Here is a 25,720-nt window from a genome sequence, read left to right on the forward strand (position 1 = left end):
GGCAAACTCAAAATGTGGTTTGATAAAAACAAAATGTACACCTCAGGCAGTGTCATAGGCATTAAACACGAAAAAAATGTACACTAATTTAGTATTAATAGGAAGAGCGGCTTACATCCCAACAGTAAAAGGTTACCATTGAAAAATTGGAAAATAATGGATAAGGAAATTCAAAGATGCGGCTGGTGTTTATCCAGCGATTTATACAAAAAATACCATGATGAAGAATGGGGCGTACCCGTGTACGAGGACACCAAACTATTTGAATTCTTGTTACTGGAAACTTTCCAAGCTGGATTAAGCTGGATAACCATACTCAATAAAAGAGAAAATTTCAAAACCGCTTTTGATGCATTTGACTATAAAAAAATAGCAGCTTATTCTGAAGAAAAAATACAGGAATTATTACAGAATTCCGGCATCATCCGCAACCAGTTAAAAGTTCGTTCGGCAGTTTCCAATGCTGTAGCTTTTATGAAAGTCCAAGAAGAATTTGGCAGTTTTTCCAACTATATCTGGGGCTTTGTAGAGGGGAAACCCATTATAAACAGCCGAAAAAACCTAAGCGAAGTTCAAGCCACCACTCCGCTTTCCGACGCTATCAGCAAAGATTTAAAAAAACGCGGCTTCAAATTTGTTGGCTCAACCGTAGTCTATGCACACATGCAGGCCACAGGAATGGTCGATGACCACGTAGCCGATTGCTGGAAAAAAAGCGGTCAGTAATCAGTTTTCAATCTGCAAAAATCCAACAAAAAAACTTTAAACGTTTAAACTATTAAACCTTTAAACGACAAACTATTAAACTTTTTTAATTACATTTGCTTCACACTTTAGGGGTGTCTGCAAAATTGCAGGCTGAGACTTTACCCTCGAACCTGATCTAGTTCATACTAGCGTAGGAAAAAGTAAGATGACTTCTTATTGTACATTTGTGCGCAATTGTAGCCATTCCTAAAGTATAATTACATACTAAATTCAAAAGGAATGGAACTAAAAATCAACAATCAGACTAAACAATTTGCCACTGACAGCCTAACTGTTCAGGCACTTCTTGACTTGGAAATTCCCGTAAAACAAAACGGAATTGCCCTGGCCATCAATAATACCGTTATTCCAAAATCCGATTGGAATTCCCATCTCATCAAAGAAACCGACGACATTTTAATCATATCAGCAACACAAGGAGGTTAATTAGGCTGCTCGAGCGGGCTATTCATTACATGTCCGCAATCAAAACCTCAAAAACATAGTCATAGAAAAAGCTTCCTTTGGTCGCTTTTCTATTCCTTGTTTTTTCTCGGTTTTACCTTTACGGGCTTTTCATTACTATCCTTAGCAGAAGACAAATATTCAACAAAACATAAACTACTCAACAATGAACAACGAAGAAAAAATCTCGAGAACCCCGTTTCCAAATTCCAAAAAAGTATATATCGAAGGAGAAATCCACCCGATAAAAGTAGCCATGCGTGAAATTTTACTCGCAGACACTAAAATGTCAAATGGCAGAATCGAAAAAAATCCATCGGTAACTGTTTACGATACTTCTGGTCCATTCACGGATCCTAATATTGAAATTGATATCCGCAAAGGATTACCTCGCATTCGCGAACAATGGATTCTAGACCGCAATGATGTAGAAGAATTAACCGAAATCTCCTCCGAGTACGGAAAATCGCGTTTGAATGACGCAAAACTAAACGACTTGCGTTTTGAATATTTGCACAAACCAATGCGTGCTAAAAAAGGAGCCAATGTTTCTCAATTGTATTACGCAAAACAAGGCATCATCACTCCCGAAATGGAATACATTGCCATCCGTGAAAACCAACGCATCGAACAACTAAATGAGCAACCGGCAGCAATGCAATGCCAGCACACAGGTCATAATTTTGGAGCAAATACTCCAAAATCCAAAATCACAGCGGAATTTGTTCGTAGCGAAGTAGCCAGGGGTCGTGCAATTATTCCAAATAACATCAACCATCCTGAAAGCGAACCGATGATTGTGGGTCGTAACTTTTTGGTAAAAATCAATGCTAATATTGGAAATAGCACTGTAACATCAAGCATCGAAGAAGAAGTAGAAAAAGCAGTTTGGGCTTGCCGTTGGGGAGCTGACACCATTATGGATTTATCTACAGGAAAAAACATTCACGAAACCAGAGAATGGATCATCCGAAATTCTCCAGTGCCAATCGGAACTGTACCCATTTACCAAGCATTAGAAAAAGTAAACGGAATTGCCGAAGATTTAACTTGGGAAGTATTCCGCGACACCTTAATTGAACAAGCGGAACAAGGTGTTTCGTATTTCACTATTCACGCTGGAGTTTTATTGCGATATATTCATTTAACCGCCAACCGCGTTACCGGAATCGTTTCCCGTGGCGGTTCAATTATGGCAAAATGGTGTTTATTTCACCACAAAGAAAACTTCCTTTACACCCATTTCGAAGAGATTTGCGAAATTATGAAACAATACGACGTAGCCTTTTCATTAGGAGATGGATTACGTCCGGGTTCTATTGCCGATGCCAATGATGCTGCACAATTTGCCGAATTGGAAACTCTTGGCGAACTGACAAAAATAGCTTGGAAACACGATGTTCAGGTATTTATTGAAGGTCCTGGCCACGTTCCAATGCACATGATCAAAGAAAACATGGATAAACAATTGGAACATTGTGACGAAGCTCCATTTTATACTTTAGGTCCATTAACAACTGATATTGCACCAGGTTACGACCATATCACTTCTGCTATTGGCGCTGCGATGATTGGCTGGTATGGCTGTGCAATGCTGTGTTATGTAACGCCAAAAGAACACCTTGGTTTACCGAACAAAAAAGACGTAAAAGACGGAGTGATCACTTATAAGATAGCTGCACACGCTGCCGATTTAGCAAAAGGACACCCAGGGTCGCAATATCGTGATAATGCCTTGAGTAAAGCCCGTTTCGAATTCCGCTGGGAAGACCAATTCAACTTATCATTAGATCCGGACACTGCCCGTGAATTTCACGATGAAACCTTACCTGCAGATGGAGCAAAAGTAGCTCATTTCTGCTCTATGTGCGGACCAAAATTCTGTTCTATGAAAATTTCGCAGGAAATCCGTGATGTTGCCGAAGCAGAAAAAGGAATGGCAGCAAAATCAGAAGAATTTATTGAACAAGGAAAAGAAATCTATATTTAGAATTAAGATGAAAGTATTAAGTATCAAGACTAACATCTTAATACTTAAAACTCAAAACTTAATACTTCTCATTATGATCATAATTACAAATCCAATTCCGATAGCCAATGAAATCAGCACCATTCATTCTCTTTTTGAGAATGGATTGGAGTTGCTTCATATTCGAAAGCCTGATTTTTCGGAAGAAGAAATGAAATCTTTTCTGGGGAAAACGAAAGTGGTTTTGAGACAACAATTGGTTTTGCACAGCCACCATCAATTGGCGCAAGCATTTGGAATAAATCGAATTCATTTCACGGAAAAAACAAGAATAGAAACACCCGAAGAAAATTTAAAAAACTGGAAAGAAACTGGATTTACAGTCACTGCCTCTATTCATCAAATGATGGATTTTGAAAAATTGTCCAATGTTTTTGATTACGCTTTTTTCGGGCCTGTTTTCGAAAGTATTTCAAAACAAAATTACATTTCGAATCTTGACTTTAAAAAAGAACTGGAACAAAGGAAAAATAATAAAACTGCATTAGTAGCAGTTGGAGGAATCACATCTAATAACATCAAAACCGCATTAGAATATGGTTTCGATGATGTGGCGCTTTTAGGCAGTATTTGGAACAGCAGTAATCCAATAGAAAATTTTAAACTATGTCAGCAAATCGTCCTTTCGTATTAACAATTGCAGGCTTCGACCCTTCAGCAGGTGCAGGAGTTTTGGCTGATGTAAAAACCTTCGAACAGCATCGGGTGTATGGTTTTGCAATTAATACCGGCAATACCATTCAAACCGAAAACGAGTTTTTTGAAATGCAATGGACTGATTTGGCTTTTGTTTTGAAATCATTAGAAAAACTATTCGATAATTATACCATCAAAGCAGTGAAAATTGGAATTATACCTTCATTAGAATATTTGAAACAGGTAGTTTTTACCATAAAAAGGCTTTCCCCAGAAACAAAAATTGTCTGGGATACGATTTTGAAATCAACTACTGAATTTGATTTTTTAACTATTGAAAACCGTAATGATCTGACAGAAATCCTGAATCAAATTGATTTAATTACTCCAAATTATAATGAAATTAAAATCATTTTCCCAAACTTCACTCCGCTCTCTTGTTTTATCAATACATTATCATTCATGACGGGAGAAGTTAATTGTTCTGTTTTGCTGAAAGGAGGTCACAACCCTAATGAAATGGGAGTTGATTATCTCTATACCGAAAAGGATGTGCATCAGCTTTTGCCAAAAACAGGAGAATGCTATGAAAAACATGGCTCAGGCTGTGTGTTATCCGCTGCAATTACAGCAAATCTTGCATTGGAACAAAACCTAAAAATAGCTTGTAAAAATGCAAAAATATATACCGAAAACTATTTACTGTCTAACCCAACTAAACTAGGATTCCATCATGTATAATAAACTACAGTACATCTCACAGGGAGAAAGCATTGAAGAACAATTGCTCAATATTCATCAGGCCTTAGACAATGGCTGCGACTGGATACAAATGAGATTTAAACATCAAAAACAAAAAAAAATATTTGCTTTGGCGGAAGCCGTGAAATTTTTATGTGAAGAATATTTAGCTAATTTCATTGTCAACGATGACGTTCATTTAGCCAAACAATTTAATGCCGATGGTGTTCATCTGGGACTCACAGATATGGGAGTTGCTGAAGCGCGAGCCATTTTAGGCAAAACTAAAATCATCGGAGCCACGGCAAACACTTTTGAAGATATTGTACGACAAGTTAACAATAGCTGTGATTATATTGGATTAGGTCCTTTTCAATTCACAAAAACCAAAAAAAATCTGAGTCCGATACTGGGGATTGAAGGATATGAATCTATTATAAACAAAATGGAACAATCCAAAATTGAAATACCCATTTATGCCATTGGAGGAATTACATTGGAAAATGTTGATGCGCTCATACAAACAGGAATTCATGGTATTGCCGTTTCTGGTATTATCACCGAAAGCGAAAGAAAAAACATACTCATCACACAACTTAACGAAAAATTATATGGCAATGTCATTGTTTAAGATAGGAGACAAAACACTAGAATCAAGACTATTTCTAGGAACTGGAAAATTTGGTTCCAATATAGAAATGGAGAAAGCCATTTTGGCTTCCGAAAGCGAATTGGTAACTGTAGCACTAAAAAGAATCGATCTCGAAACCGATACCGATGCGATTTTAAATCACTTAAAGCATCCCAAAATCAATTTATTACCCAACACTTCTGGCGCACGAAACGCTAAAGAAGCCATTTTTGCGGCACAATTGGCTAGAGAAGCTTTAGAAACCAACTGGCTAAAACTAGAGATTCATCCTGACCCAAAATACTTAATGCCGGATCCCATTGAAACCCTGAAAGCGACTGAAGAACTGGCGAAATTGGGATTCATTGTTTTGCCCTACATCCATGCCGATCCAGTTTTATGCAAGCATTTGGAAAATGCAGGAACAGCTGCCGTTATGCCTTTGGGATCGCCTATTGGCAGTAACAAAGGATTAAAAACCATTGATTTTCTGGAAATAATCATCGAGCAAAGTAACGTTCCTGTCATTATCGACGCAGGCATTGGCTCACCATCTGACGCAGCCAAAGCAATGGAAATGGGAGCTGATGCAGTCTTGGTAAACACCGCCATTGCCGTAGCCGGAAATCCAAAATTAATGGCCGAAGCTTTTAAGGAGGCGGTAATAGCTGGACGAAAAGCATTTGAAGCAAAACTGGGGCAACAATACAAACACGCAGTTGCATCTAGTCCTTTGACGGCTTTTTTGTATGAGTAACAGAATTCATTATTAACCGCAAAGCGCGCAAAGATTTACGCAAAGTTCGCAAAGCTTTGCGGACTTAACTTTAGATTCGGAACATAAAACTTTGCGCACTTTGCGGTAAAAAACATAATACTATGAAAACATTCAAATCTGTTTTTGATGGTTATGATTGGGAAACCATTCAAACCAAAATATATCAAACGACCTCCAAGCAAGTGGAACAGGCATTGGCAAAAAGCAAAAGAGACCTAGAGGATTTCATCGCTTTGATTTCGCCTGTAGCCACAACTTATTTGGAGCAAATGGCACAAGAATGCCATGAATTGACAAAAAAACGTTTTGGAAAAACCATTCAAATGTATGCACCGCTTTATTTGAGCAATGAATGCCAAAATATCTGCACATATTGCGGATTCAGTCTGGACAACAAAATCAAACGCAAAACATTATCGGATTCCGAAATAAAACTGGAAGCAGAGGCCTTGAAAACAGCGGGTTTTGATCATGTATTATTGGTTACGGGAGAAGCCAATTACACTGTAAACATCAATTATTTTCTAAATGCAATTGAGCAGATAAAAGAGCAATTCTCAACCATATCAGTCGAAGTGCAGCCACTTTCGACCGAAGAATATCAAGAATTGCATAAAGCTGGAGTTTATTCGGTTTTGGTGTATCAGGAAACCTATCATCAGGAAGTGTACAAAAAGTATCATACCAAAGGTAAAAAGTCCAATTTTGATTTTCGGCTGGAAACTCCTGACCGAATTGGTAAAGCGGGAATTCACAAGATTGGACTGGGCGTTTTATTGGGTCTTGAAGATTGGCGAACGGACAGTTTTTTCAATGCTCTGCATTTGGATTATTTACAAAAAACGTATTGGCAGACAAAATATTCGGTTTCCTTTCCGAGGTTACGCCCCGCCGAAGGAATTATTGAACCCAACTTTATTATGGACGATAAAGATTTGACGCAATTAATCTGCGCCTATCGATTGTGGAATGAAGATTTGGAGATTTCAATTTCGACACGGGAAAACGAAAAGTTCAGAAATAATATCATCCCGATTGGAGTAACCAGCATGAGTGCGGGCTCCAAAACCAATCCAGGCGGTTACGTTGTTGATCCCCAATCTTTGGAGCAATTTGAGATTAGCGATGAGCGTTCCGCACAGGAAATTGCCAAAATAATCACCGATAAAGGATATGAAGCTGTATGGAAAGATTGGGACAGAACATTTAGTCAAAGGTCGAAAGCCGAAAGTCTAAAAGAAAATTCGATTCTTAATTAATACTTTCTTTCACTTTTACGACTATCAAACTTTTAAGACTTAACAAAAAATGAGTGTAATTCAAGATTATTTAAGATACAACCGCCAAATGATGTTGCCCGAAATAGGCGATGAAGGGCAAAAAAAACTAAAAAATGCCAAAGTCTTGGTAATTGGTGCTGGCGGATTGGGGTGTCCTATTTTACAATATATTACTACAGCAGGTGTTGGCACGATCGGGATTGTTGATTTTGATAAAATCGAAATTCATAACCTGCACCGCCAAATTTTATATACACAAAACCAAGTCGGCAAAAACAAAGCAACTACTGCCAAAGAAACGTTGAAAACATTAAATCCTTTAATTACTATCGTTGCTTTCGAAGAAAAATTAACCTCCGAAAATGCCTCAACAATTCTACGGGATTTTGATTTTATAGTGGACGGTTCCGATAATTTTACCACTCGTTATTTAGTAAATGACACTTGTGTGGCTTTGGGAAAAACATTGATTTACGGAAGTATTTTAGGTTTTGAAGGACAATTGGCTGTATTCAATCATAACGGAACAAAAAATCTTCGGGATTTATTTCCAGAACCGCCTAACCCAAAAGATGTTCCTAATTGCAGTTTGAATGGTGTGTTAGGCACTTTGCCTGGGATGATTGGAACTATGATGGCTCACGAAACCTTAAAACTGATAATGGATTTACCATCTCTAGAAAATGAATTGGTCTTATTCAGTACTTTAAATTGGAGTTTTACGAAGCTGAAGTTTTAGTTTTTGGGATTCCTTTACAACTACAGGTTAATAACCGCAAAGACACAAGGTCGCAAAGAAAGTTAGTCTCTCTTCAAAATTGCCATAAAAACTTCCCGCTCTATTTCCCTGCATCCCAAACTTTCGAGATGTTCGTTATAAACTTGGCAATCCAAAAGTCGATAATTATCTTTTTTAAGTTGGTTTGCCAAAGCAATAAAGGCCATTTTCGAAGCATTGGAAACTAACGAAAACATACTTTCTCCACAGAAAACATGTGCCAAATTGACACCGTACAATCCGCCGACAAGTTGGTCATTTTGCCAAACTTCGACTGATTTTGCCATTCCAAGTTCATTGAGTCTGCAGTAGGCATCAATCATATCATTCGTAATCCAAGTTCCGGATTGCCCGTCACGTTTTACCTGCTGGCAATTGGAAATAACATCCCTAAAATTTTGATTGAAAGTAACTTTGAAAATATTTCTGTTGAGAATGTTTCTCATGCTTTTGGAAACAACTAATTCGTCCAAGTACAATACCATTCTGGGATTTGGTGACCACCAAATAATGGGTTCTCCTTCATTGAACCAAGGAAAAATGCCACTGTTATAAGCTAACTGCAAACGCTCTGGAGACAAGTCGCCTCCAACGGCGAGAATCCCATCGCTATCGGCGTGAGAAACTGGCGGGAAAAATAAATCTTTGGATAAATAATACATTTTTCAATGGCAAATTTCAATGGCAAATTTCAATTCAATTTCAAAAAAAATCAGAAATTCAAGTAAACTCAAACTTCTGATTTCTTATCTTTAATTTCTATTTTTCTTAGAATGGCAAATCGTCTGCTTCTTCTTCGTTTAAATTAGTTGCTGGCGCAAAAGTTGCTGCAGCCGGCATTGGAGGCGCTTGCTGAGCTGGTGCTTCGGCAGCCAGTCTTTCGATTCTCCAGCCTTGAATACTGTTAAAATATCTTGTTTCTCCTTGTGGATTAACCCATTCTCTTCCTCTTAAATTGATAGAAACTTTTACAGCTTCACCAATATTATAACTGTTTAACAAATCACATTTATCTTGAGTAAATTCAATCAGAATGTGCTGTGGATACTGCTCATCTGTAGTAACAACCAATTCTCTTTTTTTGAATGCTGCACTCACTTGTTGCTCTGGATTAACAACTTTAATTTTTCCTAATACTTCCATCTTCTTTTTGTTTTATTATTGTTACTTTGAATTTATTTTTTGGCTAAAAGTACTTTCCAAGCTGAAAGAACATCATTTTCTAAAAGATATTTTTTGGCTTTCAAGTGCTGTTTTTCAAGGTCATCAGAACTCAAAACAGCCTTTATGGCAAAATTTTGCTTTACAAATATACTAACTTCTTTAATTGTAGGCAAGGCTTCAATATTCCCGAGCATCCCTAAATCGTTTCCGTCAAAAACTGGACTGTTTTTAATAAAATCAGGAATGGCATCTACTCCAACACCAAGCGTTGTAAGCGGTTTTGGCACTTCAAACAATCCTTGATTGGATCTGGAATACCAATTAGCTCCTAGCCTAGACACTAAATCTATTTTATGTTGGTCTATCGCTCCATCTTCATTGAGAATTGCTTCATTGATATGAATGCGAACCACTTCACAAAGGATTAAATTTCCTGCGCCTCCTTCTGTCCCTAACGGAATTATCTGAGTTACTTTGCACTCAAACTGAACAGGTGATTCTTTTACCCTATAAGGTTTTACAACCTCGGATGGAACTGGCGTAAATCCAGCTTTTAAAAACTCGTCAACGCCTTCGGCATATTCTGTGCTGGCCAGCGAAGTTTGCTGTACCATATCGTAATTTACTACGTTGATAACTACTTCTAAAGTAGCTTCGGCATTGATTAATGTGTGTTTAACCGAATTGTCCCGTACCCGCCTTGCAGGCGAAAAAATAAGGATGGGCGGATTGGCACTGAAAACATTAAAAAAACTGAAAGGCGACAAATTGGGAATCCCATTTTTACCGATAGTACTGGCAAAAGCAATAGGTCGAGGTCCAACTGCACTTTGCAAATACCCTTGTAATTTTGCGGTTTCAATGCTTTTCGGATCAATGCTAATCATAGACTTTTTATTTGAACAAAAATAACAAAATAGCAGTTAGATTCTAGGTATTTCAACAATTTTATTATGAAAACAATTGCCCAAGCCCTAATGGAAACGATATCCTTTTGTCTCGTCCTCAAACGAGACAAAAGGTATAGTGGACAGCAGGAAGCAGCTCTTAAAAAGAAAGATATTTGAATTTCTCAAAACAATGATTTTTGTCCCTACACAATCCGAAGTCCATTATTTCGTTATATTTATACCACAAATTTACTTTTATGAACTTTTCTGAAAATAGAAATCCCATACGCTGGATAATAATTTTTATTTCTTTTCTGATAATCGCTATTATCCTTTGGAATACATATACTTTTTTTCAAATTTTTAAAAATGAAGAGCGAGTAAAAATGAACCTTTGGGCTATTGCCGAAAAAACATTAATTAACGCAAAACCAAATACCGAAGTTGATTTACCGCTTCAAATTTTCAATAACAACACTACCATTCCATTAATTCTAACAGAAAATGACAGCATAATAAATGTCAAGAATATTGATGAAGCCATTATAAAAGACAAGGCAAAAGCTGAAGAATATCTGGATGAATTAAAAAGTGAAAACGAACCCATTACCATTATTTATGCACCTGGAAAATCACAAGAACTGTATTATGGAGATTCTTCCTTAATTGATAAACTCAAATATTACCCCATAGCCTTATCGCTAATTATTGTCCTCTGCGGTATCCTGATCTACAATTTTTACCTCAACCATAAAATAGCAAGCCAAAACAAATTATGGGCAGGAATGGCCAAAGAAACGGCTCATCAGATAGGCACGCCCCTTTCGTCATTAATAGGCTGGCTGGAAATTTTAAAACTGGATAATGTAGACGAATCTATTACTACGGAGATTGAAAAAGACATTGTGCGTCTGCAGACCATAACTGACCGGTTTTCGAAAATTGGTTCCGAACCCAAATTAGAACTAAAAGACATAGTCGAGGAAACAAAACAATCATATAATTATCTGATTTCCCGTTTTTCTAACCAAATTGAATTTTCTTTTAAAGGTCCGTCAAAACCCATAGAAATTCTTCTGAATCCAACGTTACACAGCTGGACAATAGAAAATCTGGTTAAAAATGCCATAGATGCAATGAAAGGCCGAGGGAAATTATCTTTGGAAATTGAAGAGGATCATCATCACATAAAAATAAATGTAACTGATACCGGCAGCGGGATACCTAAAAAAGAATTCCACCGTATTTTTGAAACCGGTTTCACTACCAAAAAAAGAGGATGGGGACTTGGACTTTCATTAACCCGAAGAATTGTAGAGGAATACCACAAAGGCGCTATTAAAGTACTTCATTCTGAAATAGGGAAAGGCACTACTATGCAGATTTCATTCTTAAAAAATAATCACGCCTGAAATAAAATTCATTTTTCCCGTATTAATTCAAAGGCACTCCGAACCAAGTTACCTTAGTAAACATCCCTTTTCGGGCTGATTTACTTTTGCTCAGATACTCATTGACAAATTTTTCCTGATCTTCTATCTGTTTCAAAACATCGATAATAGATTTTTTTAATGATTTTACATTTTCAAAATTATTATCATTGAACTTCCCAATTTTATAAATTCGATTTTGACAATCCAATATTTTTTGTTTTGGAGCCACAATCATTTCCTTAATAGCTTCATCTGGCAAAAGTGGTTTGAATTTATTATTTCTATACATTATAAAATCATTAAACTGTGCTATAGCCTGATTATAATCATCGCTAATACCTTGCATTTTTGACATTGCCTCGTTATTTTGCAAAGCATCGACTTCACTCTTTTTGAATTGAGCCATTTCCTGAATCAAACTATTTTTGATGCCATTATTCTGAATTCGAATCAAAGCAGTTCTTGCCTTATCCAGATCTGACATCTGGTCATATTCCTCTATTTCACGAACAAAATCAAATTTTGGTTTGGTCTTGTTTATTTGGCTTTTTCCATCAATAAATTCCTGATTGGCAACCGTATAATTCAAAAACTGCCATAAATAGTCAAAAGGCATGTGCGTCGCAATAAATTGATTTGGTAAAACTTTATAATTGAGATTGTTTAATTTTTTAAAAAACTTATTTTTATCAACATATCCAGACCCCCAAGTTGGATCAAAAAGCCACCAAGTATTATCAATTCTTGCAGCACACCAAGCATGCGAAAGTACGTCCACTTTACCATTTTGCTTGGTATATCCATAAATAATATAGGCTTTAATGTTTACTTTTTTGGCTATATCATTAAAAACTTCGGCATAATGAATACAAACCCCTTTCTTGGATAATACCGTATTTTTTATTTTATCTGGGGAGACTTCTTTGAAATCAATTGACGCAATATTCTCAATATCATAACTGATATTCGATGCTGTCCAATAAAACACAGCTCTGATTTTATCTTTTTCTAATTTAAGATTTTCATTGATATATTTAGCAATACCATCTGTTGAAGTGCTTAAATCAGCAGGAATTTTGTCTATTTTAGCATCTGTCAAAGCATAAGGATTCTTGACTTGGCCAAAACTGAAAACCGTAAACATTAAAAACACAAACACACTCTTCATACTGTCTTATTTTTGAACATAAAAAAACACGAAACTTTTAAATTAATTCTTAAAAGAGTCGTGTTTCTTGCCTTTATACTTTTTTATAAATTAGCCTGAATACTTTTTGCCAAAGCCTCAAAGTCATCTTTTGTCAAACTTACTTTATGTCTGAAAGTCATTTCGCCCATTTCATTTAACGGAATCAAGTGAACGTGTGCATGTGGCACTTCAAGACCTACTACAGCCATTCCTACCCGTAAACAGGGAACCGTTTTCTCAAGTGCAATAGCCACTTTTTTTGAAAATGCCATCAAACCAAGATACAAATCATCTTCAATATCAAAAAACTTATCAATTTCTTTCTTTGGAATACAAAGCGTATGCCCTTTAGCATTCGGATTTACATCCAAAAAAGCCAGAAAATTTTCATCCTCCGCTACTTTATAGCAGGGTATTTCTCCGTCAATTATTTTTTTGAAAATGGTACTCATAAAATTAGATATTAGAAGTTAGAAAAAAGAACATAGATTGTAGAAACTGCAATCTGATCGCTAAAAACTGACCACTGAATACTTATACTATTACTCTCTTGAAATTTCAAGGATTTCAAATTTCAAAATACCGTTAGGCACTGTGATCTCGGCAACTTCACCTACTTTCTTTCCTAAAAGTCCTTTTCCAATCGGAGAAGTAACCGATATCTTTCCTGTTTTCAAATCAGCTTCACTTTCGGCAACTAATGTATATTTCATCTCCATTCCGTTCGTTTGGTTTTTGATCTTGACATGAGACAAAACCAATACTTTAGACAAATCAAGATTAGACTCATCAATCAATCTAGCGTTAGAGTGTACCTCTTCAAGCTTTGCTATTCTCATTTCAAGCATTCCTTGGGCTTCTTTGGCCGCATCATATTCTGCATTTTCAGATAAATCTCCTTTATCCCTTGCTTCTGCTATATCTTGAGATGCCTTTGGACGCATCACGCTTTTTAAATAATCTAATTCTTCTCTTAATTTTTTTAATCCTTCCGCTGTGTAATACGATATTGCGCTCATAATTTCATCATTTATATAAAATAGAAAAAATCCCATCAGGACGGGATTTCTTTCCACAAAGATAGTGTATTTTTATTTTTAGATTACAATAATATGTTAATCATAATAATTTCAAAGTTAAATAAATTAAATTTGTTTCACTAATTCTTTAGCCTTAATTTTAAATAATGAAAAAACACATTCTGTTACTTATCATATCTCTATTTTTTCTGAGATGCAGCGACAATCAAAACTCGAATAAAAACCCATACATACCTAATTACAGTTTCTCTGTAGATCTCAATCTGAATTTACCACTCTATTCAAATCTTAAAAGCCCCGGTAATGGCATTTATTATTCAAATGCGGGTGCAAAAGGCATAATCGTTTTCAATACCGGCACAGGCTACAACGCTTTTGACGCTGCTTGCCCCAATCAGGAAATCAGCAGCTGTTCCACGATGACCATCAAAGGAATCAATGCGCTTTGTGTGTGTGACAACAAAGAATATAACCTTTTTACAGGTCAAGGAAGTACGGCCGTGACTTACCCAATGAAACAATACCGCGTGCAGGTAGTAAGCGATACCCAAATTCGTATTTACAATTAATACTATTGGGGCGTGCCACCATAAAAAAAGGGAGCTAATCATCGCAATAGTGATCCGCTCCCTTTTTTTTATGCTGTCGGGCTATCCGCGCTACTTCGGTAGCCAGCTATTATCCCTCACGCGTGACCCACAGCATTATTCTAAATCCAGAGAAATTCTAAAACTATTAAACTCTCACATTTAAAACTTCAATGTTAGTCCCGCCAAGAAATTAACTCCTGCCTGCGGAAAATAATAAACATAACCTCCTCCATAATCAGCTCCATTCGAAACATAATCAACATTAAATATATTGTTTACCAAAACATTGATTCCTATCGATTTGAAAACTGAATTCATTTTAATTTCATAAGCAGCATTTAAGTCATTTACAAAATAATCCTTTAGTTTACCACTCGCATCATCAATGTTGTTCAAATACTGCTCGCTGACAAATTTAGACAGCCAGCTTATTCTTAATGGCACTATTGGTGCAAATGTCAAAATATTTCCTGCAATAAAATCAGGAGAATAGGCAATATTAGTATTTCCCAGATTAACTAAACTACCACTGGCATCAGAAACAAAATCAACATTTTTATTACTGCTTAATGTGAAGTTTGGTGAAATTGACCATTGTTTTGCGAATTTAATGGTCGCATCAACTTCCAATCCTAATCTATAACTATCCCCACTATTCTTACGAATAGGTGAACCCACATCATCCAGCTCTCCTGTCAAAACTAACTGATCTTTGTATTTCATATAGTACAAATTAGAATTCACTTGAAATTTACTAGATTTGAATCTCCAACCCAATTCATAATCATTTAGTTTTTCAGGCTTTACATTACTTCCTCCCTCATAATCCGTTCTGTTAGGTTCTCGATTCGCTCTGGCGTATGAAAAATATATGACGTTTTGTTTATTAACATCAAACGTAAATCCAGCCTTAGGATTGAAAAAATTAAAATTATCATTTACCAAACCAGTTTCCCAGCTATTAGCTTTATAATGTACATTTCGATATTGCAGATCTCCGTAAACGCTTAATTTTTCTAACAATTGATAATTAGCTTTCGCAAAAACATTACCATCAGTCTTGATTGAAAAATCGTCATAATAATGATCTCCCAGTTCGCTTTGTGAAGCATATCTCGCCCAAATTACTTTACCAAAATGATCTCCCTCATATTTATTCCAGCCGCCACCTAAAATCACATCTAGTTTATCCGCTTTATAATTAGCAGAAAAAGTAGTTCCGTAAAAATCATTATCCAACCATTTTTGACGAATCAAATCAGTTGCAGCAACTACACCAACTGGCTGTAAACCATAATCAGACATAGCTGCATTTTCTTTATAATTTTCATAATACCCTTTCCCTTTCGTATAATGAAAAGCCAAATTAGTATTCCAATTTTCAGATACTTTTTCGTTCCAATGCAATTGATAATGATCTTGTTTATAATTATCTGTTTCGTTATTGTAGTAACGAGTTTTTCCAAACTCATCAGTAAATTCTCCAGCAGAGTTGTAGGTTCTATCTTCCGCCATTTTAACCGCATTAATTCCGTTCCAAGCCTGATAAGTTTTTTCGGTACCGCCAAAGGTTAAGGCTTTAATCAAAGTTGTTTTTCCCACATAAGTACCTTGAAGAAAATATGATTTCAAATCGCTGCTTGCTCTATCTATATAACCATCAGATTTTAAAGCTGATAGACGTCCAGCAATTTCAAAATGATCATTCATTAAACCCGTGCTGAATTTTACTGTATGTTTTTGAGTATTGAAGCTCCCAAAAGAATTCGAAATTTCTCCGGTGCTTTTCTTAGCATAATTATCTGTCAGCATATTCAAACTAGCTCCAAAAGCACCTGCTCCATTTGTAGAAGTTCCTACACCTCGCTGTAATTGTAAACTCTCTACCGAAGAAGCAAAATCAGGCATGTTTACCCAATACGTTCCATGGCTTTCCGAATCATTATAAGGAATTCCGTTAATCGTTACATTGACACGGGTAGCATCACTTCCGCGGACACGAATCCCAGTATAGCCTAAGCCATTACCTGCATCGGAAGTTGTGATTACAGAAGGCAAATAATTCATTAGCACAGGAATGTCTTGACCTAGATTTCGGACCGCTAATTCTTCCTTACTCATATTGGAAAAAGTTACTGGTGTTTTTGCAGTGACTCTTACTGCCGAAACCAAAACCTCATCGAGCTGGTTGACTTTTGTAGTATCTTTTACTTGTGAAAAAGAGAGAAAAGAAAAAAGAAAAAAGAGAAAAGAAAATAAAATCTTCGAAAATCTAAAACTTACTATGGTCGAAGATGTTCGTAATTCGTAATTGGTAATTGATAATTGATTAAAATGTTTCATCCGTAAATGATTTACGAATAAAAGGGGGAATTATTCTTTTGTTTAAATTAATAAATGATTGTTCTACGGCAAATAGATAGAAACACTATTTTTTTGTCGTTTTTTCCCTTGGCAGCATTACCTGCCCAGGTTCTTTGGGTATGATCTCAGCTCGTTATTTAGAGCACCCCTTTGAGACAATGCAAAAGTAGTATTAAAAATTACAAAAATCAATAACAATTTCAAAAATCAATGGCAATGGTAATGGCAAAATTCAATTACAAATTTAAAAAGGAAAATTTAAATAAGGCAACTAATCTAAGTTAGGCTTTCTGCGTGATTGTTTAATCTCAGAAATATTTTTTTTGTCTTTAATTCGTTTTCGAATGACAGCTTTTGGAATTTTGGTAGGCTTTCGTTCTTTTTGAACATACAACCCTTTTTTTATGATATCCAAAAACCGTTTAGTAACGATTTCTTTGTTTTTAAGCTGGCTTCGGTCTTCATCGCAATTCAGAATCAAAATTAAATCTGCAGTTAATCTGTTTTGCAAATTGGTCTCTAAAATCAGTTTTTCCTCATCTGACAATGCTTGGGAATTTTGCAGATCAAAAGTCAGCACCACCTTAGACGAAACCTTATTAACGTTTTGTCCTCCCGCACCACTGCTTCTTACTGCTTTATATTTTACCTCTGAAAGAATCGTATGAATTTCCATTTACAATGGCTGATGGGCTTTTTTTAACAAATCATTTACTGTTTTTACAGGATTAAAAGTAAACAGAGGCACTTCTACAAAAACGGTTAGCCAATTAGCCATAGCGCCATTCCACAAACCGGGAAGCTCATACGATTTTATATCAACTCCGCCATGGTTTTTATATACAATAAAACCGCTTTCTGGGTCTATAAACTGCTTTAAATCGAACTTTTGGTTTTGATAATTTTTTAACCCGCAAACTAAATCTACGGGATTAAAATGTGTTGCTTCCTCAAATAATTTCAATTGTTTACTGTTTTTCAAATCAATCTGCGAAGTCTCAACAATCTGCAAAGTTTGTTTACCGTCAATACCTCTGACCCAAAACGGTCCTCCGCCAGGTTCTCCTTCATTTTTTACCATTCCGCAAACGCGAACGGGCTTATTGAGCAAATCCTTCAATTTTCCAATTTGATTTTTAAGCTTGAATTTATAAAAATCGTTATCCAATTCAATATTCAATTTTTCTTTTATAAAAATCAAAATTTCCTTTATTGTTTCTTCACCTGTCTCGCCACTATCTAATGCTTTCAAATATTCAAAAGTTTGATACTGTAGCTCCAATAAAATTCCGGCTAAGCCTTTTTTATAAAAAGAAATGTGATGAATATCGTTTTGAATCACATTGTCTATATTTTTAATAAAGACAACATCTGCATCAATCTCATTTAAATTCTCTATCAAAGCACCATGCCCACCAGGTCTAAAAACCAACATTCCTTTTTCGTCCCGAAAAGGCTTATTTTCCAGATCTACTGCAATAGTATCGCTTTCTTTTTTTTGAAAAGAAAAGCTAACTTCTATTTTTGAATTTGATTTTATTTCAATTTTGCTTTTTATTTTTTTGATAATTGCTTCAAATTGCTCTTGATGGCTCTCAGAAACCGTCAAATGCAAACTAGAATGATTATTAGAAGTTGCATAAAAAGCACACTCATGCAAATGCTCTTCAATAGGAGTAACTATATTCGCAGGGTATTTATGAAACGGAAGAATTCCTTTGGGCTTATTAGCAAAATTAAAATATTCTGGTGACAAGAGTGTCTTTATGAAATAATAGTTTTTATAATCACTCGTCAGTTTATTAAAATCAGGATATATTTCATGCAGTTTTTCATCTACTTCTTTAAAAAAAGGAAACTTATCCATCCCTACAATAAATAAGGATAATTCAGCATCTTTTTTTCTGTTTATATAAGCATTAATAGTTTCATGCCCCAAATCAAAGTCATTCAAAAAAGCACTTAAAAACTTAAACATTCTTGTGGCTGCCCCAGAAGCAGGAACAAATTTTTTCAGTTTTAGGCTTGATTTATTAGCATCAAAAAAACTGGCTTTTTGCTCAAAATCAGCATCAGACAATTGTAAGATTCCGTGATTTATAGTTGCCGGATTAACCAATACAATTTTGTGTATTCCTTCCCTGAAAATATTAAGCTGTCTTTTTATATTTTCTACTGGAATGCCGTGATGGTAGATCTGTAGAAAATCCACCGAAGAAAATCCCATCTGTAAAGCCATCGTCAAATCCTCTACAATGGCAACAGTTTTTTTTAAACGAGTCTCTTTGTCGCCAGAAACAGTAATAAAAGGTTTTCTGTTATCAATCAGCGATTGCTTAAAAACTTCAAAAACACTTTCTCTTCCCTCTGGACTGTCCCGCAAACCATCATCTTCCCATGGCACATCAATATCTGTCAAAAAAAACAAATCATATTGATGGGTACGGGCTGCCTTATCCAGTAATGAATCACAAAAATTATAATACAACTCGGAAAACACCTTTGTCACTAATAAATTAGTATCACAAAAAAGATATCTGTTAGCAATTAATGCACTTTCATTTTCCAATTTTGTCTGCCCATAAGCAATGGGCAGCATATCATCAATATCGCAGATGCCGCGGCCACTATCTAATTTTTCCTGCAGATAATCGCGTGCAAATTCAGGAACCCAAACCGTTTTATAATAGTCGGCAAGTTGTGTTGCCAAAGTAGTTTTTCCTGTAGACTCTGGACCAAAAATGGCAATTTTTATGATTGGTGATGCTCCAGACTTTGCAAGCTGTTCAAGATTTTCTTCCATTCTAAAAAACCGTAAACGGCAATAATTGTGAATACTGTATATTGAAAACTGGTAAAGGTATAACCTTTTGCAAAATAAAGCGGAATAGAAAGTAAATCTCCTGCAATCCAAAAAATCCAGTTTTCAATTTTTCTTTTGGCCATTAACCACATTCCAACGAAAAAAATTGCGGTCAATAAGGTATCTAAATAAGAGTACCAATTCGTAAATTTATTAAAATAAAGATAAATAACAACCACAAAGACAATAGTTAATGTAAAAATAATAACAGCTATCACCCTCTCTTTACCATTCATCGTAGAAATTGGAAATTCATCGATATTATCCTTTTTTCGAGTCCAATGATACCATCCATAAATGCTCATTATGAAATAATATACATTAATCATAGAATCGCCCAACAAACTCCATTGCCAAAGCAAATATGCATATATTGAAGTACTGATTAATCCTGTTGGAAAAACTAAAATATTATCCTTCTTGGCATACCAAACACTGCATAGCCCAAAAAAGACAGCTATAAGCTCCAGATACACTTCATGGACAGGATAGCCTTTATATTGCGCAAATAAGTAATCAAACATAATCGTTTACTTTTTATCTGTATTAAAAAAATCGGCATCATTTTCAAATGCTGTTCCTATAACAACTAAATCAGCACCTGCTTTATAAGCGCTCTGAATACCCTGCAAATCTATAATTCCGCCACCAACTATCAGCGGAATTTCGATGTTCTTTGCAACTAACTGAATCATTTCTAACGGAACTGCATTTTTTGCACCGCTGCCTGCTTCAAGATATAATAATTTATTCCCCATCATCTCCCCCGCCTGCGCAGTTGCAAGCACTAAGTCGAGATTATACCTGTCCAAAGGCTTGGTTTTACTGATGCGTTCTACTGCAGTTTCGCCCCCGCTTTCTATGAGCATATAGCCTGTTGAGATAATTTCGAGCTGTGTTTTCTTTAAAATTGGCGCAGCGTTTACTTGATGCTCTATCAAATAATCAGGATTACGACCAGAAATTAAGGACAAAAACAAAATAGCGTCCGCCTGATCTGAAATCTGGGATGGATTCCCTGGAAAAAGAACAACAGGCAAACTCATTTTTTGTTTTAAAGCAATAATCAATTCGTCCAGAATATCATTTTGAACATGGCTTCCGCCAATAAAAATATGAGTTGCGGGTGACTGTTTGATTTTTTCGATTAAATATTCCACATTGTCCCAAATAATTTTGTCGGGATCCAGAAGAATAGCGAGTAACTTTTGGTTTACTTCTTTAGACTGAAGAATTTGTTTATATATTACCATAGAAATTTTACAGAAATGCGCAAAGTTAACGCAAAGATGAACAAAGATTAAAAACTATTTTTCGAAAGCGTAAACTAAAGTAAAGTTTTCTATTTCCAAATAATTTACTTCGAACATTTTTTCCAAATTATCAAAAAGAAGACAAGCTTGAGTTTGGTTTTCGGTTAAAGAAAAAGGCGCAACCTGAATGTGATCTTTAAAACTGATTCCTTTTTCGTTTCTAATTTTAAAAATAGCTTCTTTGGCTCCCCAAATAACTGTTAGTTTTTTTATGTATTCGTCTAAGGATTCCAGTTCTAAATAATCGAATTCGCAATCAACAAACTTATCGGCGATACGAAGAATTTTTTCACGCTGCAGTTCCATATCAATTCCTACAGTTTCTTCACTTATGATTATCGACGCAAAATTATGAGAATGAGTAATTGAAATGTAACGATGATCACTTAAATACGGTTTGCCGAATTCATCATAATGCAAATCAAAATCATTAATACCAGCTTCCTGCAATAACATACGCACACTCAAAAAGGCACGCTGATGCATTTCAGATTTCATTCCGTTTAACCTCTTTTCGGTTTTGGGTTTTAAAGTTACCTGCGAACGCAATTCATCAAATGATTCAGTTATTTTCCAAACTAAAATTTGAGTTGCGGGACTGACATGTATGGTTTTGTATAAAGACATTTTGAATTTAGATTTCAGATTTCAGATTTCAGATTTCAGATTTTGAATTCCAACAACATTTAAGGAATCCCATTTTTGTTTGGTTTTTCTTAAATCAAAAATCCTAAATCACTAATCTACAATCTAAAATACTTTCGATTACGGCATTAAACAATTCACAAATATTACTGAATGCTTTTTAAATAATAAGTTATTATGTAAATTTGCAAAAAATTTTACACCCGAGCCTGAAAGGCAAACGGACGAAGTAATACAAATATACTATAAAAAATGAGTACAACGACTACGCCTTATGTGGCTTTCAAAGTAAAAGACATTTCTCTAGCGGCTTGGGGAAGAAAAGAAATTGAATTGGCGGAAGCTGAAATGCCAGGTTTAATGGCGCTTCGTGCTGAATATAAAGACGAACAGCCACTGAAAGGTGCGCGTATCGCCGGATGTTTGCACATGACCATTCAAACTGCTGTTTTGATCGAAACTTTAATTGCTCTTGGTGCTGAAGTTACTTGGTCTTCTTGTAACATTTTCTCTACTCAAGATCAGGCTGCTGCCGCTATTGCTGCTGCAGGAATTTCAGTTTACGCTTGGAAAGGTCTTGATGAGCAATCATTTGACTGGTGTATTGAGCAGACTTTATTCTTTGGCGAAGACAGAAAACCATTGAACATGATTCTTGATGACGGCGGAGATTTAACTAATATGGTTATTGACCGTTTCCCAGAATTGGTTCCTGGAATCAAAGGATTGTCTGAAGAAACTACTACTGGCGTTCACAGATTGTATGAAAGAGTAAAAGCCGGAACGTTGCCAATGCCTGCAATCAACATTAATGACTCTGTTACTAAATCTAAATTTGACAACAAATACGGTTGTAAAGAATCTGCTGTTGATGCTGTTCGTCGTGCAACTGATTTGATGTTAGCCGGAAAAAGAGTAATTGTTTGCGGATATGGTGATGTTGGAAAAGGAACTGCTGCTTCTTTTAGAGGTGCAGGATCTATTGTAACTGTTACTGAAATTGACCCAATTTGTGCTTTACAAGCTGCAATGGACGGTTATGAAGTTAAAAAATTAAATACTGTAATTGCTAATGCTGATATCATCATTACAACTACTGGAAATAAAGATATCGTTCTTGGTTCTCATTTCGAACAAATGAAAGACAAAACTGTTGTTTGTAACATCGGACACTTTGATAACGAAATTGATATGGCTTGGCTGAACAAAAACCATGGCGCATCTAAAATCGAAATCAAACCTCAGGTTGATAAATATACAATCAACGGAAAAGATATCATCATTCTTGCTGAAGGCCGTTTGGTAAACCTTGGTTGTGCTACAGGTCACCCAAGTTTTGTAATGAGTAACTCATTTACAAACCAAACTTTGGCTCAAATCGAATTATGGAAAAACAGCGCTGCTTACAACAATGACGTTTACATGTTGCCAAAACACTTAGATGAAAAAGTTGCAGCTTTGCACTTGGCTAAATTAGGAGTTGAATTGGAAATTTTACGTGATGATCAGGCTGCTTACATTGGCGTTGAAGTTCAAGGTCCATTCAAACCAGAATATTACAGATATTAGTATTATTTTTTAATGCTAAGTATTAATACAAAACCCTCACATTGCTGTGAGGGTTTTTTGTTGAATTGAATTTTAGACAACTATTTATCAACAATAGCATCTTGTGTTATAGTCTTGACTACCAGTGGAATTTCTACGGGCGGCTGCTCTTCTTTTTTAATTGCTCAATTTTTTCCAGTTGCTTCCTCTTCCCTTTATCTTTGATAGTTATCGTAATAACTGAACTTGTCATAAATCCTCCAAATGTAGTAACAAGTAGATCTTCGGCACCAAAACCTTCCTTACCATGTTTAATATCATAAACCTCTTTTGCCGTACCAACTAAAAAAGCACAAGCAGTCGAATAAAGGAGCGACTTTGGAGCGTTTTTAGTATGCTTATAAATCACTGCATAAGACAATGAAGATACCAAAGCTCCTGCACCAAAATGTGCAAGTTTGTCTTGTTTAATATCAGTTTGAGAAACCAAAGAAACAGACCACAGAAAAATTAATACATTTATTTTCATATTCTTATTATTTTACTTAAAATTATAAAAATAATTTAAATATGATCATAAAAAATACCAATATTTTACACATATCGGATTAAAAGCAAGTAAAATAGATTAATTTAATAATTAAAAAAAAAATGTAAGTTTTTTTAAAATTTCTTTAATTGAAAAGAAAAAACTACCTAACTAATGTTAAAAAAATATTTATTTGTTAAAAAATCATAAATAAATATAGCATTCTGACAAAAAAAGGATAACCATTAAATTTAACAAAAGAAAAACTCAAACAACACCATAACATCTTATACTGGAATAAAAGTTCAAGATTCGTTCAAACCAAAATATTACAGACACTAGAAGATTTTAAATTGATGATTTTAGACTTAAAACCCTTGCAGTGATGCAAGGGCTTTTATTTCTGTAAATTAGTCCGAATAAAGGGCTGTGCCATTGTTTGTTTAAAATATTAATTTTATATGACTATCCGTAACTAATACCGAACAGATAGAATTAGCCACAGATTAAAAAGATTTACACAGATTTTTTCAAAAAGTGTAATGTAATCAGTGTAATCTGTGGCAAAAAAATATACATGGCACTCTTTGCGGACAGTCATATTATTTTAAAACAAAAAAAGCTATTACTGTAAGTTTTTCATCTTTTTATCAACCAATGGGTAAAATAGAATTTATGAAGAAAGTAAACAATCAATTATGAAAGATCAATTTACAGACGAAATATTCCCCCATCAGGCATTGATTCATAAGATTTGCCGAATGTATAGGGATACTCCCGAAGACCAGGAAGATCTTTTTCAGGAGATAATCTATCAACTTTGGAAATCCTATCCTAAATTTCAAGGCAAGTCTAAAGTATCGACCTGGATGTATCGTATAGGATTAAACACAGCCATGGCATCATTCAGAAAACCCAAAGTCAAACTACTGTATTCTGATGCTCTTCCCGAGAAAAATATCCTCCCGGAAGTCGCAGAACCTTGGCGAGAGGAACTTCTATTTTCGGCCATTCGCCAACTGAGTGAAGACGAAAGAGCACTTATTGCACTTTACCTAGACGATTTAAGCTATGTCGAAATTTCAGAAATCGTTGGAATTTCAGAAAACAACATAGGAGTTCGTTTGAGCAGAATTAAGAAAAAACTAAAAGTAATTTTAAATAGATAATTATGGAACTAGAAAACTTAAAATCAGAGTATCAAAATGCAGGGAAAGCACTATTGAGCAAAGAAAAAATTCAAAAAATGATTCTTGAAAACAACCATCCTGTATTAAAAGGCGTCAGAATACAGCTACTTACAGAAACCGTTCTTTGGGCTATTTTCCTAGCGGTATATTACAATATTTTTGATGGACACTTAAAATCCCCTCTTTGGAACGTCCTGCTTATCGTATCGGTTATTTTTATACTGGTGCACAATGTATTGGGATTCCAAATCATAAGCAATCCGATAAATGGAAAGACCATTCTTGAATCACTAAAAAATTACCAGATCAAAATCAAAAACTATGCTGTTATTTCTATAGCTACGCGAGTAGTTGCCATTGCTATACTCTTGGGCTACTTCATCTCAACCATAGCATTTACGAAAGAAAAACTGTTCTCCTTAGGATTTATTTCTCTTATTATTCCTGTTCAAATTTACTTATTGCATCGGGTTTGGGCAAAAAGAAAAAGCAGAATAAACAACATGCTTCAGAAACTGAAAGAATAAACAAATTAATTTTCGTACTAAAATATCAAAAAAACCCGTTTCTTTCGAAACGGGTTTTGCAATAATATCTAAACTTATGATTATGCTTCGAATGGAAGTATAGAAACATAAGATTTATTATCTCTTTTCTTTTGGAAGTGAACAACTCCATCTACTCTTGCGTGTAGAGTGTGATCTTTACTAATGTAAACGTTTTCACCTGGATTATGCTTTGAACCTCTTTGTCTTACGATGATGTTCCCAGCAATAGCAGCTTGACCACCAAAAATCTTAACGCCTAAACGTTTTGATTCTGATTCTCTACCATTCTTAGAACTACCGACACCTTTCTTGTGAGCCATGACGTATTA

Annotated in this window: 28 protein-coding genes and 2 riboswitches; of the genes, 14 read left to right on the top strand and 14 right to left on the bottom strand. The window is 35.3% G+C overall.

All coding sequences use genetic code 11. The features are described from left to right. Positions 1 to 156 precede the first annotated feature (156 nt). The 9 genes from CLU83_RS14065 to CLU83_RS14105 all read left to right on the top strand — a co-directional run bounded on the left by CLU83_RS14065 (position 157) and on the right by CLU83_RS14105 (position 8,046). Positions 157 to 726: a DNA-3-methyladenine glycosylase I gene (locus CLU83_RS14065; RefSeq protein WP_100432193.1), complete on the top strand. Its 570-nt coding sequence runs from the start codon at positions 157 to 159 to the stop codon at positions 724 to 726. Positions 727 to 825: 99 nt separating this feature from the next. Continuing rightward, a riboswitch (TPP riboswitch) is annotated at positions 826 to 922 on the top strand. 65 nt (positions 923 to 987) lie between these two features. Beyond that, positions 988 to 1,194, top strand: coding sequence for a sulfur carrier protein ThiS (gene thiS / locus CLU83_RS14070; protein ID WP_100432194.1), 207 nt, complete (start codon positions 988 to 990; stop codon positions 1,192 to 1,194). A gap of 184 nt (positions 1,195 to 1,378) precedes the next feature. Next, positions 1,379 to 3,202, top strand: coding sequence for a phosphomethylpyrimidine synthase ThiC (thiC, locus tag CLU83_RS14075; RefSeq protein ID WP_100432195.1), 1,824 nt, complete (start codon positions 1,379 to 1,381; stop codon positions 3,200 to 3,202). A gap of 73 nt (positions 3,203 to 3,275) precedes the next feature. Beyond that, positions 3,276 to 3,875 carry a thiamine phosphate synthase gene (locus tag CLU83_RS14080; protein WP_100432196.1) on the top strand — a complete coding sequence of 200 codons (600 nt, stop codon included), beginning with the start codon at positions 3,276 to 3,278 and terminating at the stop codon, positions 3,873 to 3,875. Continuing rightward, positions 3,848 to 4,618: a hydroxymethylpyrimidine/phosphomethylpyrimidine kinase gene (locus tag CLU83_RS14085; protein ID WP_100432197.1), complete on the top strand. Its 771-nt coding sequence runs from the start codon at positions 3,848 to 3,850 to the stop codon at positions 4,616 to 4,618. Before CLU83_RS14080 ends, CLU83_RS14085 begins: the two co-directional genes overlap by 28 nt. Then, a complete protein-coding gene (locus CLU83_RS14090) occupies positions 4,611 to 5,249 on the top strand; it encodes a thiamine phosphate synthase (protein ID WP_100432198.1) in 639 nt (212 codons plus the stop codon). Before CLU83_RS14085 ends, CLU83_RS14090 begins: the two co-directional genes overlap by 8 nt. Beyond that, positions 5,230 to 6,006, top strand: a complete 777-nt coding sequence (locus tag CLU83_RS14095; protein ID WP_369828771.1) for a thiazole synthase — start codon at positions 5,230 to 5,232, stop codon at positions 6,004 to 6,006. Before CLU83_RS14090 ends, CLU83_RS14095 begins: the two co-directional genes overlap by 20 nt. Positions 6,007 to 6,128: 122 nt before the next feature. Beyond that, entirely contained in the window at positions 6,129 to 7,286 is a 1,158-nt protein-coding gene (gene thiH / locus CLU83_RS14100; protein WP_100432200.1) for a 2-iminoacetate synthase ThiH, read from the top strand. 49 nt (positions 7,287 to 7,335) lie between these two features. Next, positions 7,336 to 8,046 (top strand): HesA/MoeB/ThiF family protein, encoded by a 711-nt coding sequence (locus tag CLU83_RS14105; RefSeq protein ID WP_100432201.1) that lies wholly within the window; start codon positions 7,336 to 7,338, stop codon positions 8,044 to 8,046. 62 nt (positions 8,047 to 8,108) lie between these two features. Here CLU83_RS14105 and aat read toward each other — a convergent pair whose 3' ends face one another. The 3 genes from aat to CLU83_RS14120 form a co-directional block, all read right to left on the bottom strand. Further along, on the bottom strand, positions 8,109 to 8,747 hold the full coding sequence (gene aat / locus CLU83_RS14110; RefSeq protein WP_100432202.1) for a leucyl/phenylalanyl-tRNA--protein transferase: 639 nt from the start codon (positions 8,745 to 8,747) through the stop codon (positions 8,109 to 8,111). Positions 8,748 to 8,853: 106 nt separating this feature from the next. Beyond that, on the bottom strand, positions 8,854 to 9,228 hold the full coding sequence (locus CLU83_RS14115; protein ID WP_100432203.1) for a DUF3127 domain-containing protein: 375 nt from the start codon (positions 9,226 to 9,228) through the stop codon (positions 8,854 to 8,856). Between the two features lie 32 nt (positions 9,229 to 9,260). Further along, complete coding sequence (locus tag CLU83_RS14120; RefSeq protein ID WP_100432204.1) at positions 9,261 to 10,136, bottom strand: flavin reductase family protein; 876 nt, start codon at positions 10,134 to 10,136, stop codon at positions 9,261 to 9,263. Positions 10,137 to 10,396: 260 nt separating this feature from the next. Here CLU83_RS14120 and CLU83_RS14125 point away from each other — a divergent pair, with 260 nt between their 5' ends. Further along, complete coding sequence (locus CLU83_RS14125; RefSeq protein WP_100432205.1) at positions 10,397 to 11,551, top strand: PAS domain-containing sensor histidine kinase; 1,155 nt, start codon at positions 10,397 to 10,399, stop codon at positions 11,549 to 11,551. Between the two features lie 22 nt (positions 11,552 to 11,573). On the opposite strand, the gene CLU83_RS14130 is transcribed toward CLU83_RS14125, so the two are convergent. The 3 genes from CLU83_RS14130 to greA all read right to left on the bottom strand — a co-directional run bounded on the left by CLU83_RS14130 (position 11,574) and on the right by greA (position 13,780). Then, entirely contained in the window at positions 11,574 to 12,740 is a 1,167-nt protein-coding gene (locus CLU83_RS14130) for a transglutaminase domain-containing protein (protein ID WP_100432206.1), read from the bottom strand. A gap of 83 nt (positions 12,741 to 12,823) precedes the next feature. Next, positions 12,824 to 13,213, bottom strand: coding sequence for an HIT family protein (locus CLU83_RS14135; protein WP_100432207.1), 390 nt, complete (start codon positions 13,211 to 13,213; stop codon positions 12,824 to 12,826). A gap of 90 nt (positions 13,214 to 13,303) precedes the next feature. Further along, positions 13,304 to 13,780 carry a transcription elongation factor GreA gene (greA, locus tag CLU83_RS14140; RefSeq protein ID WP_100433743.1) on the bottom strand — a complete coding sequence of 159 codons (477 nt, stop codon included), beginning with the start codon at positions 13,778 to 13,780 and terminating at the stop codon, positions 13,304 to 13,306. Between the two features lie 167 nt (positions 13,781 to 13,947). Here greA and CLU83_RS14145 point away from each other — a divergent pair, with 167 nt between their 5' ends. Next, on the top strand, positions 13,948 to 14,370 hold the full coding sequence (locus tag CLU83_RS14145; protein ID WP_100432208.1) for a hypothetical protein: 423 nt from the start codon (positions 13,948 to 13,950) through the stop codon (positions 14,368 to 14,370). A 180-nt stretch (positions 14,371 to 14,550) separates the two neighbouring features. Here CLU83_RS14145 and CLU83_RS14150 read toward each other — a convergent pair whose 3' ends face one another. From CLU83_RS14150 to CLU83_RS14175, 6 genes are all read right to left on the bottom strand, one after another. Then, positions 14,551 to 16,734, bottom strand: a complete 2,184-nt coding sequence (locus CLU83_RS14150) for a TonB-dependent receptor (RefSeq protein ID WP_100432209.1) — start codon at positions 16,732 to 16,734, stop codon at positions 14,551 to 14,553. 87 nt (positions 16,735 to 16,821) lie between these two features. Then, a riboswitch (TPP riboswitch) is annotated at positions 16,822 to 16,915 on the bottom strand. A 111-nt stretch (positions 16,916 to 17,026) separates the two neighbouring features. Continuing rightward, positions 17,027 to 17,431 (bottom strand): alternative ribosome rescue aminoacyl-tRNA hydrolase ArfB, encoded by a 405-nt coding sequence (gene arfB, locus CLU83_RS14155; RefSeq protein WP_100432210.1) that lies wholly within the window; start codon positions 17,429 to 17,431, stop codon positions 17,027 to 17,029. Next, the gene (locus CLU83_RS14160) at positions 17,432 to 19,558 is read right to left on the bottom strand and encodes a DUF4301 family protein (RefSeq protein WP_100432211.1); all 2,127 of its coding nucleotides are present in this window, start codon (positions 19,556 to 19,558) and stop codon (positions 17,432 to 17,434) included. Beyond that, positions 19,507 to 20,142 (bottom strand): nicotinamide riboside transporter PnuC, encoded by a 636-nt coding sequence (gene pnuC / locus CLU83_RS14165; RefSeq protein WP_100432212.1) that lies wholly within the window; start codon positions 20,140 to 20,142, stop codon positions 19,507 to 19,509. Before pnuC ends, CLU83_RS14160 begins: the two co-directional genes overlap by 52 nt. Before the next feature lie 6 nt (positions 20,143 to 20,148). Continuing rightward, entirely contained in the window at positions 20,149 to 20,871 is a 723-nt protein-coding gene (locus CLU83_RS14170; protein ID WP_100432213.1) for a geranylgeranylglyceryl/heptaprenylglyceryl phosphate synthase, read from the bottom strand. Between the two features lie 54 nt (positions 20,872 to 20,925). After that, the gene (locus CLU83_RS14175) at positions 20,926 to 21,558 is read right to left on the bottom strand and encodes a 4'-phosphopantetheinyl transferase superfamily protein (protein ID WP_100432214.1); all 633 of its coding nucleotides are present in this window, start codon (positions 21,556 to 21,558) and stop codon (positions 20,926 to 20,928) included. A 270-nt stretch (positions 21,559 to 21,828) separates the two neighbouring features. On the opposite strand from CLU83_RS14175, the gene ahcY reads away from it, so the two are divergent. After that, a complete protein-coding gene (gene ahcY, locus CLU83_RS14180; RefSeq protein ID WP_100432215.1) occupies positions 21,829 to 23,145 on the top strand; it encodes an adenosylhomocysteinase in 1,317 nt (438 codons plus the stop codon). 133 nt (positions 23,146 to 23,278) lie between these two features. Here ahcY and CLU83_RS14185 read toward each other — a convergent pair whose 3' ends face one another. Further along, entirely contained in the window at positions 23,279 to 23,653 is a 375-nt protein-coding gene (locus CLU83_RS14185) for a hypothetical protein (protein WP_100432216.1), read from the bottom strand. Between the two features lie 698 nt (positions 23,654 to 24,351). Here CLU83_RS14185 and CLU83_RS14190 point away from each other — a divergent pair. Both CLU83_RS14190 and CLU83_RS14195 read left to right on the top strand, forming a co-directional pair. Further along, positions 24,352 to 24,822: an RNA polymerase sigma factor gene (locus CLU83_RS14190; protein ID WP_100432217.1), complete on the top strand. Its 471-nt coding sequence runs from the start codon at positions 24,352 to 24,354 to the stop codon at positions 24,820 to 24,822. Between the two features lie 2 nt (positions 24,823 to 24,824). Then, positions 24,825 to 25,370 carry a hypothetical protein gene (locus CLU83_RS14195; protein ID WP_100432218.1) on the top strand — a complete coding sequence of 182 codons (546 nt, stop codon included), beginning with the start codon at positions 24,825 to 24,827 and terminating at the stop codon, positions 25,368 to 25,370. Between the two features lie 80 nt (positions 25,371 to 25,450). Here CLU83_RS14195 and rpmA read toward each other — a convergent pair whose 3' ends face one another. Next, complete coding sequence (gene rpmA / locus CLU83_RS14200; protein WP_100432219.1) at positions 25,451 to 25,711, bottom strand: 50S ribosomal protein L27; 261 nt, start codon at positions 25,709 to 25,711, stop codon at positions 25,451 to 25,453. Positions 25,712 to 25,720: the final 9 nt, after the last annotated feature.

This window comes from Flavobacterium sp. 1 (assembly GCF_002797935.1).
Taxonomy (GTDB): Bacteria; Bacteroidota; Bacteroidia; order Flavobacteriales; family Flavobacteriaceae; genus Flavobacterium.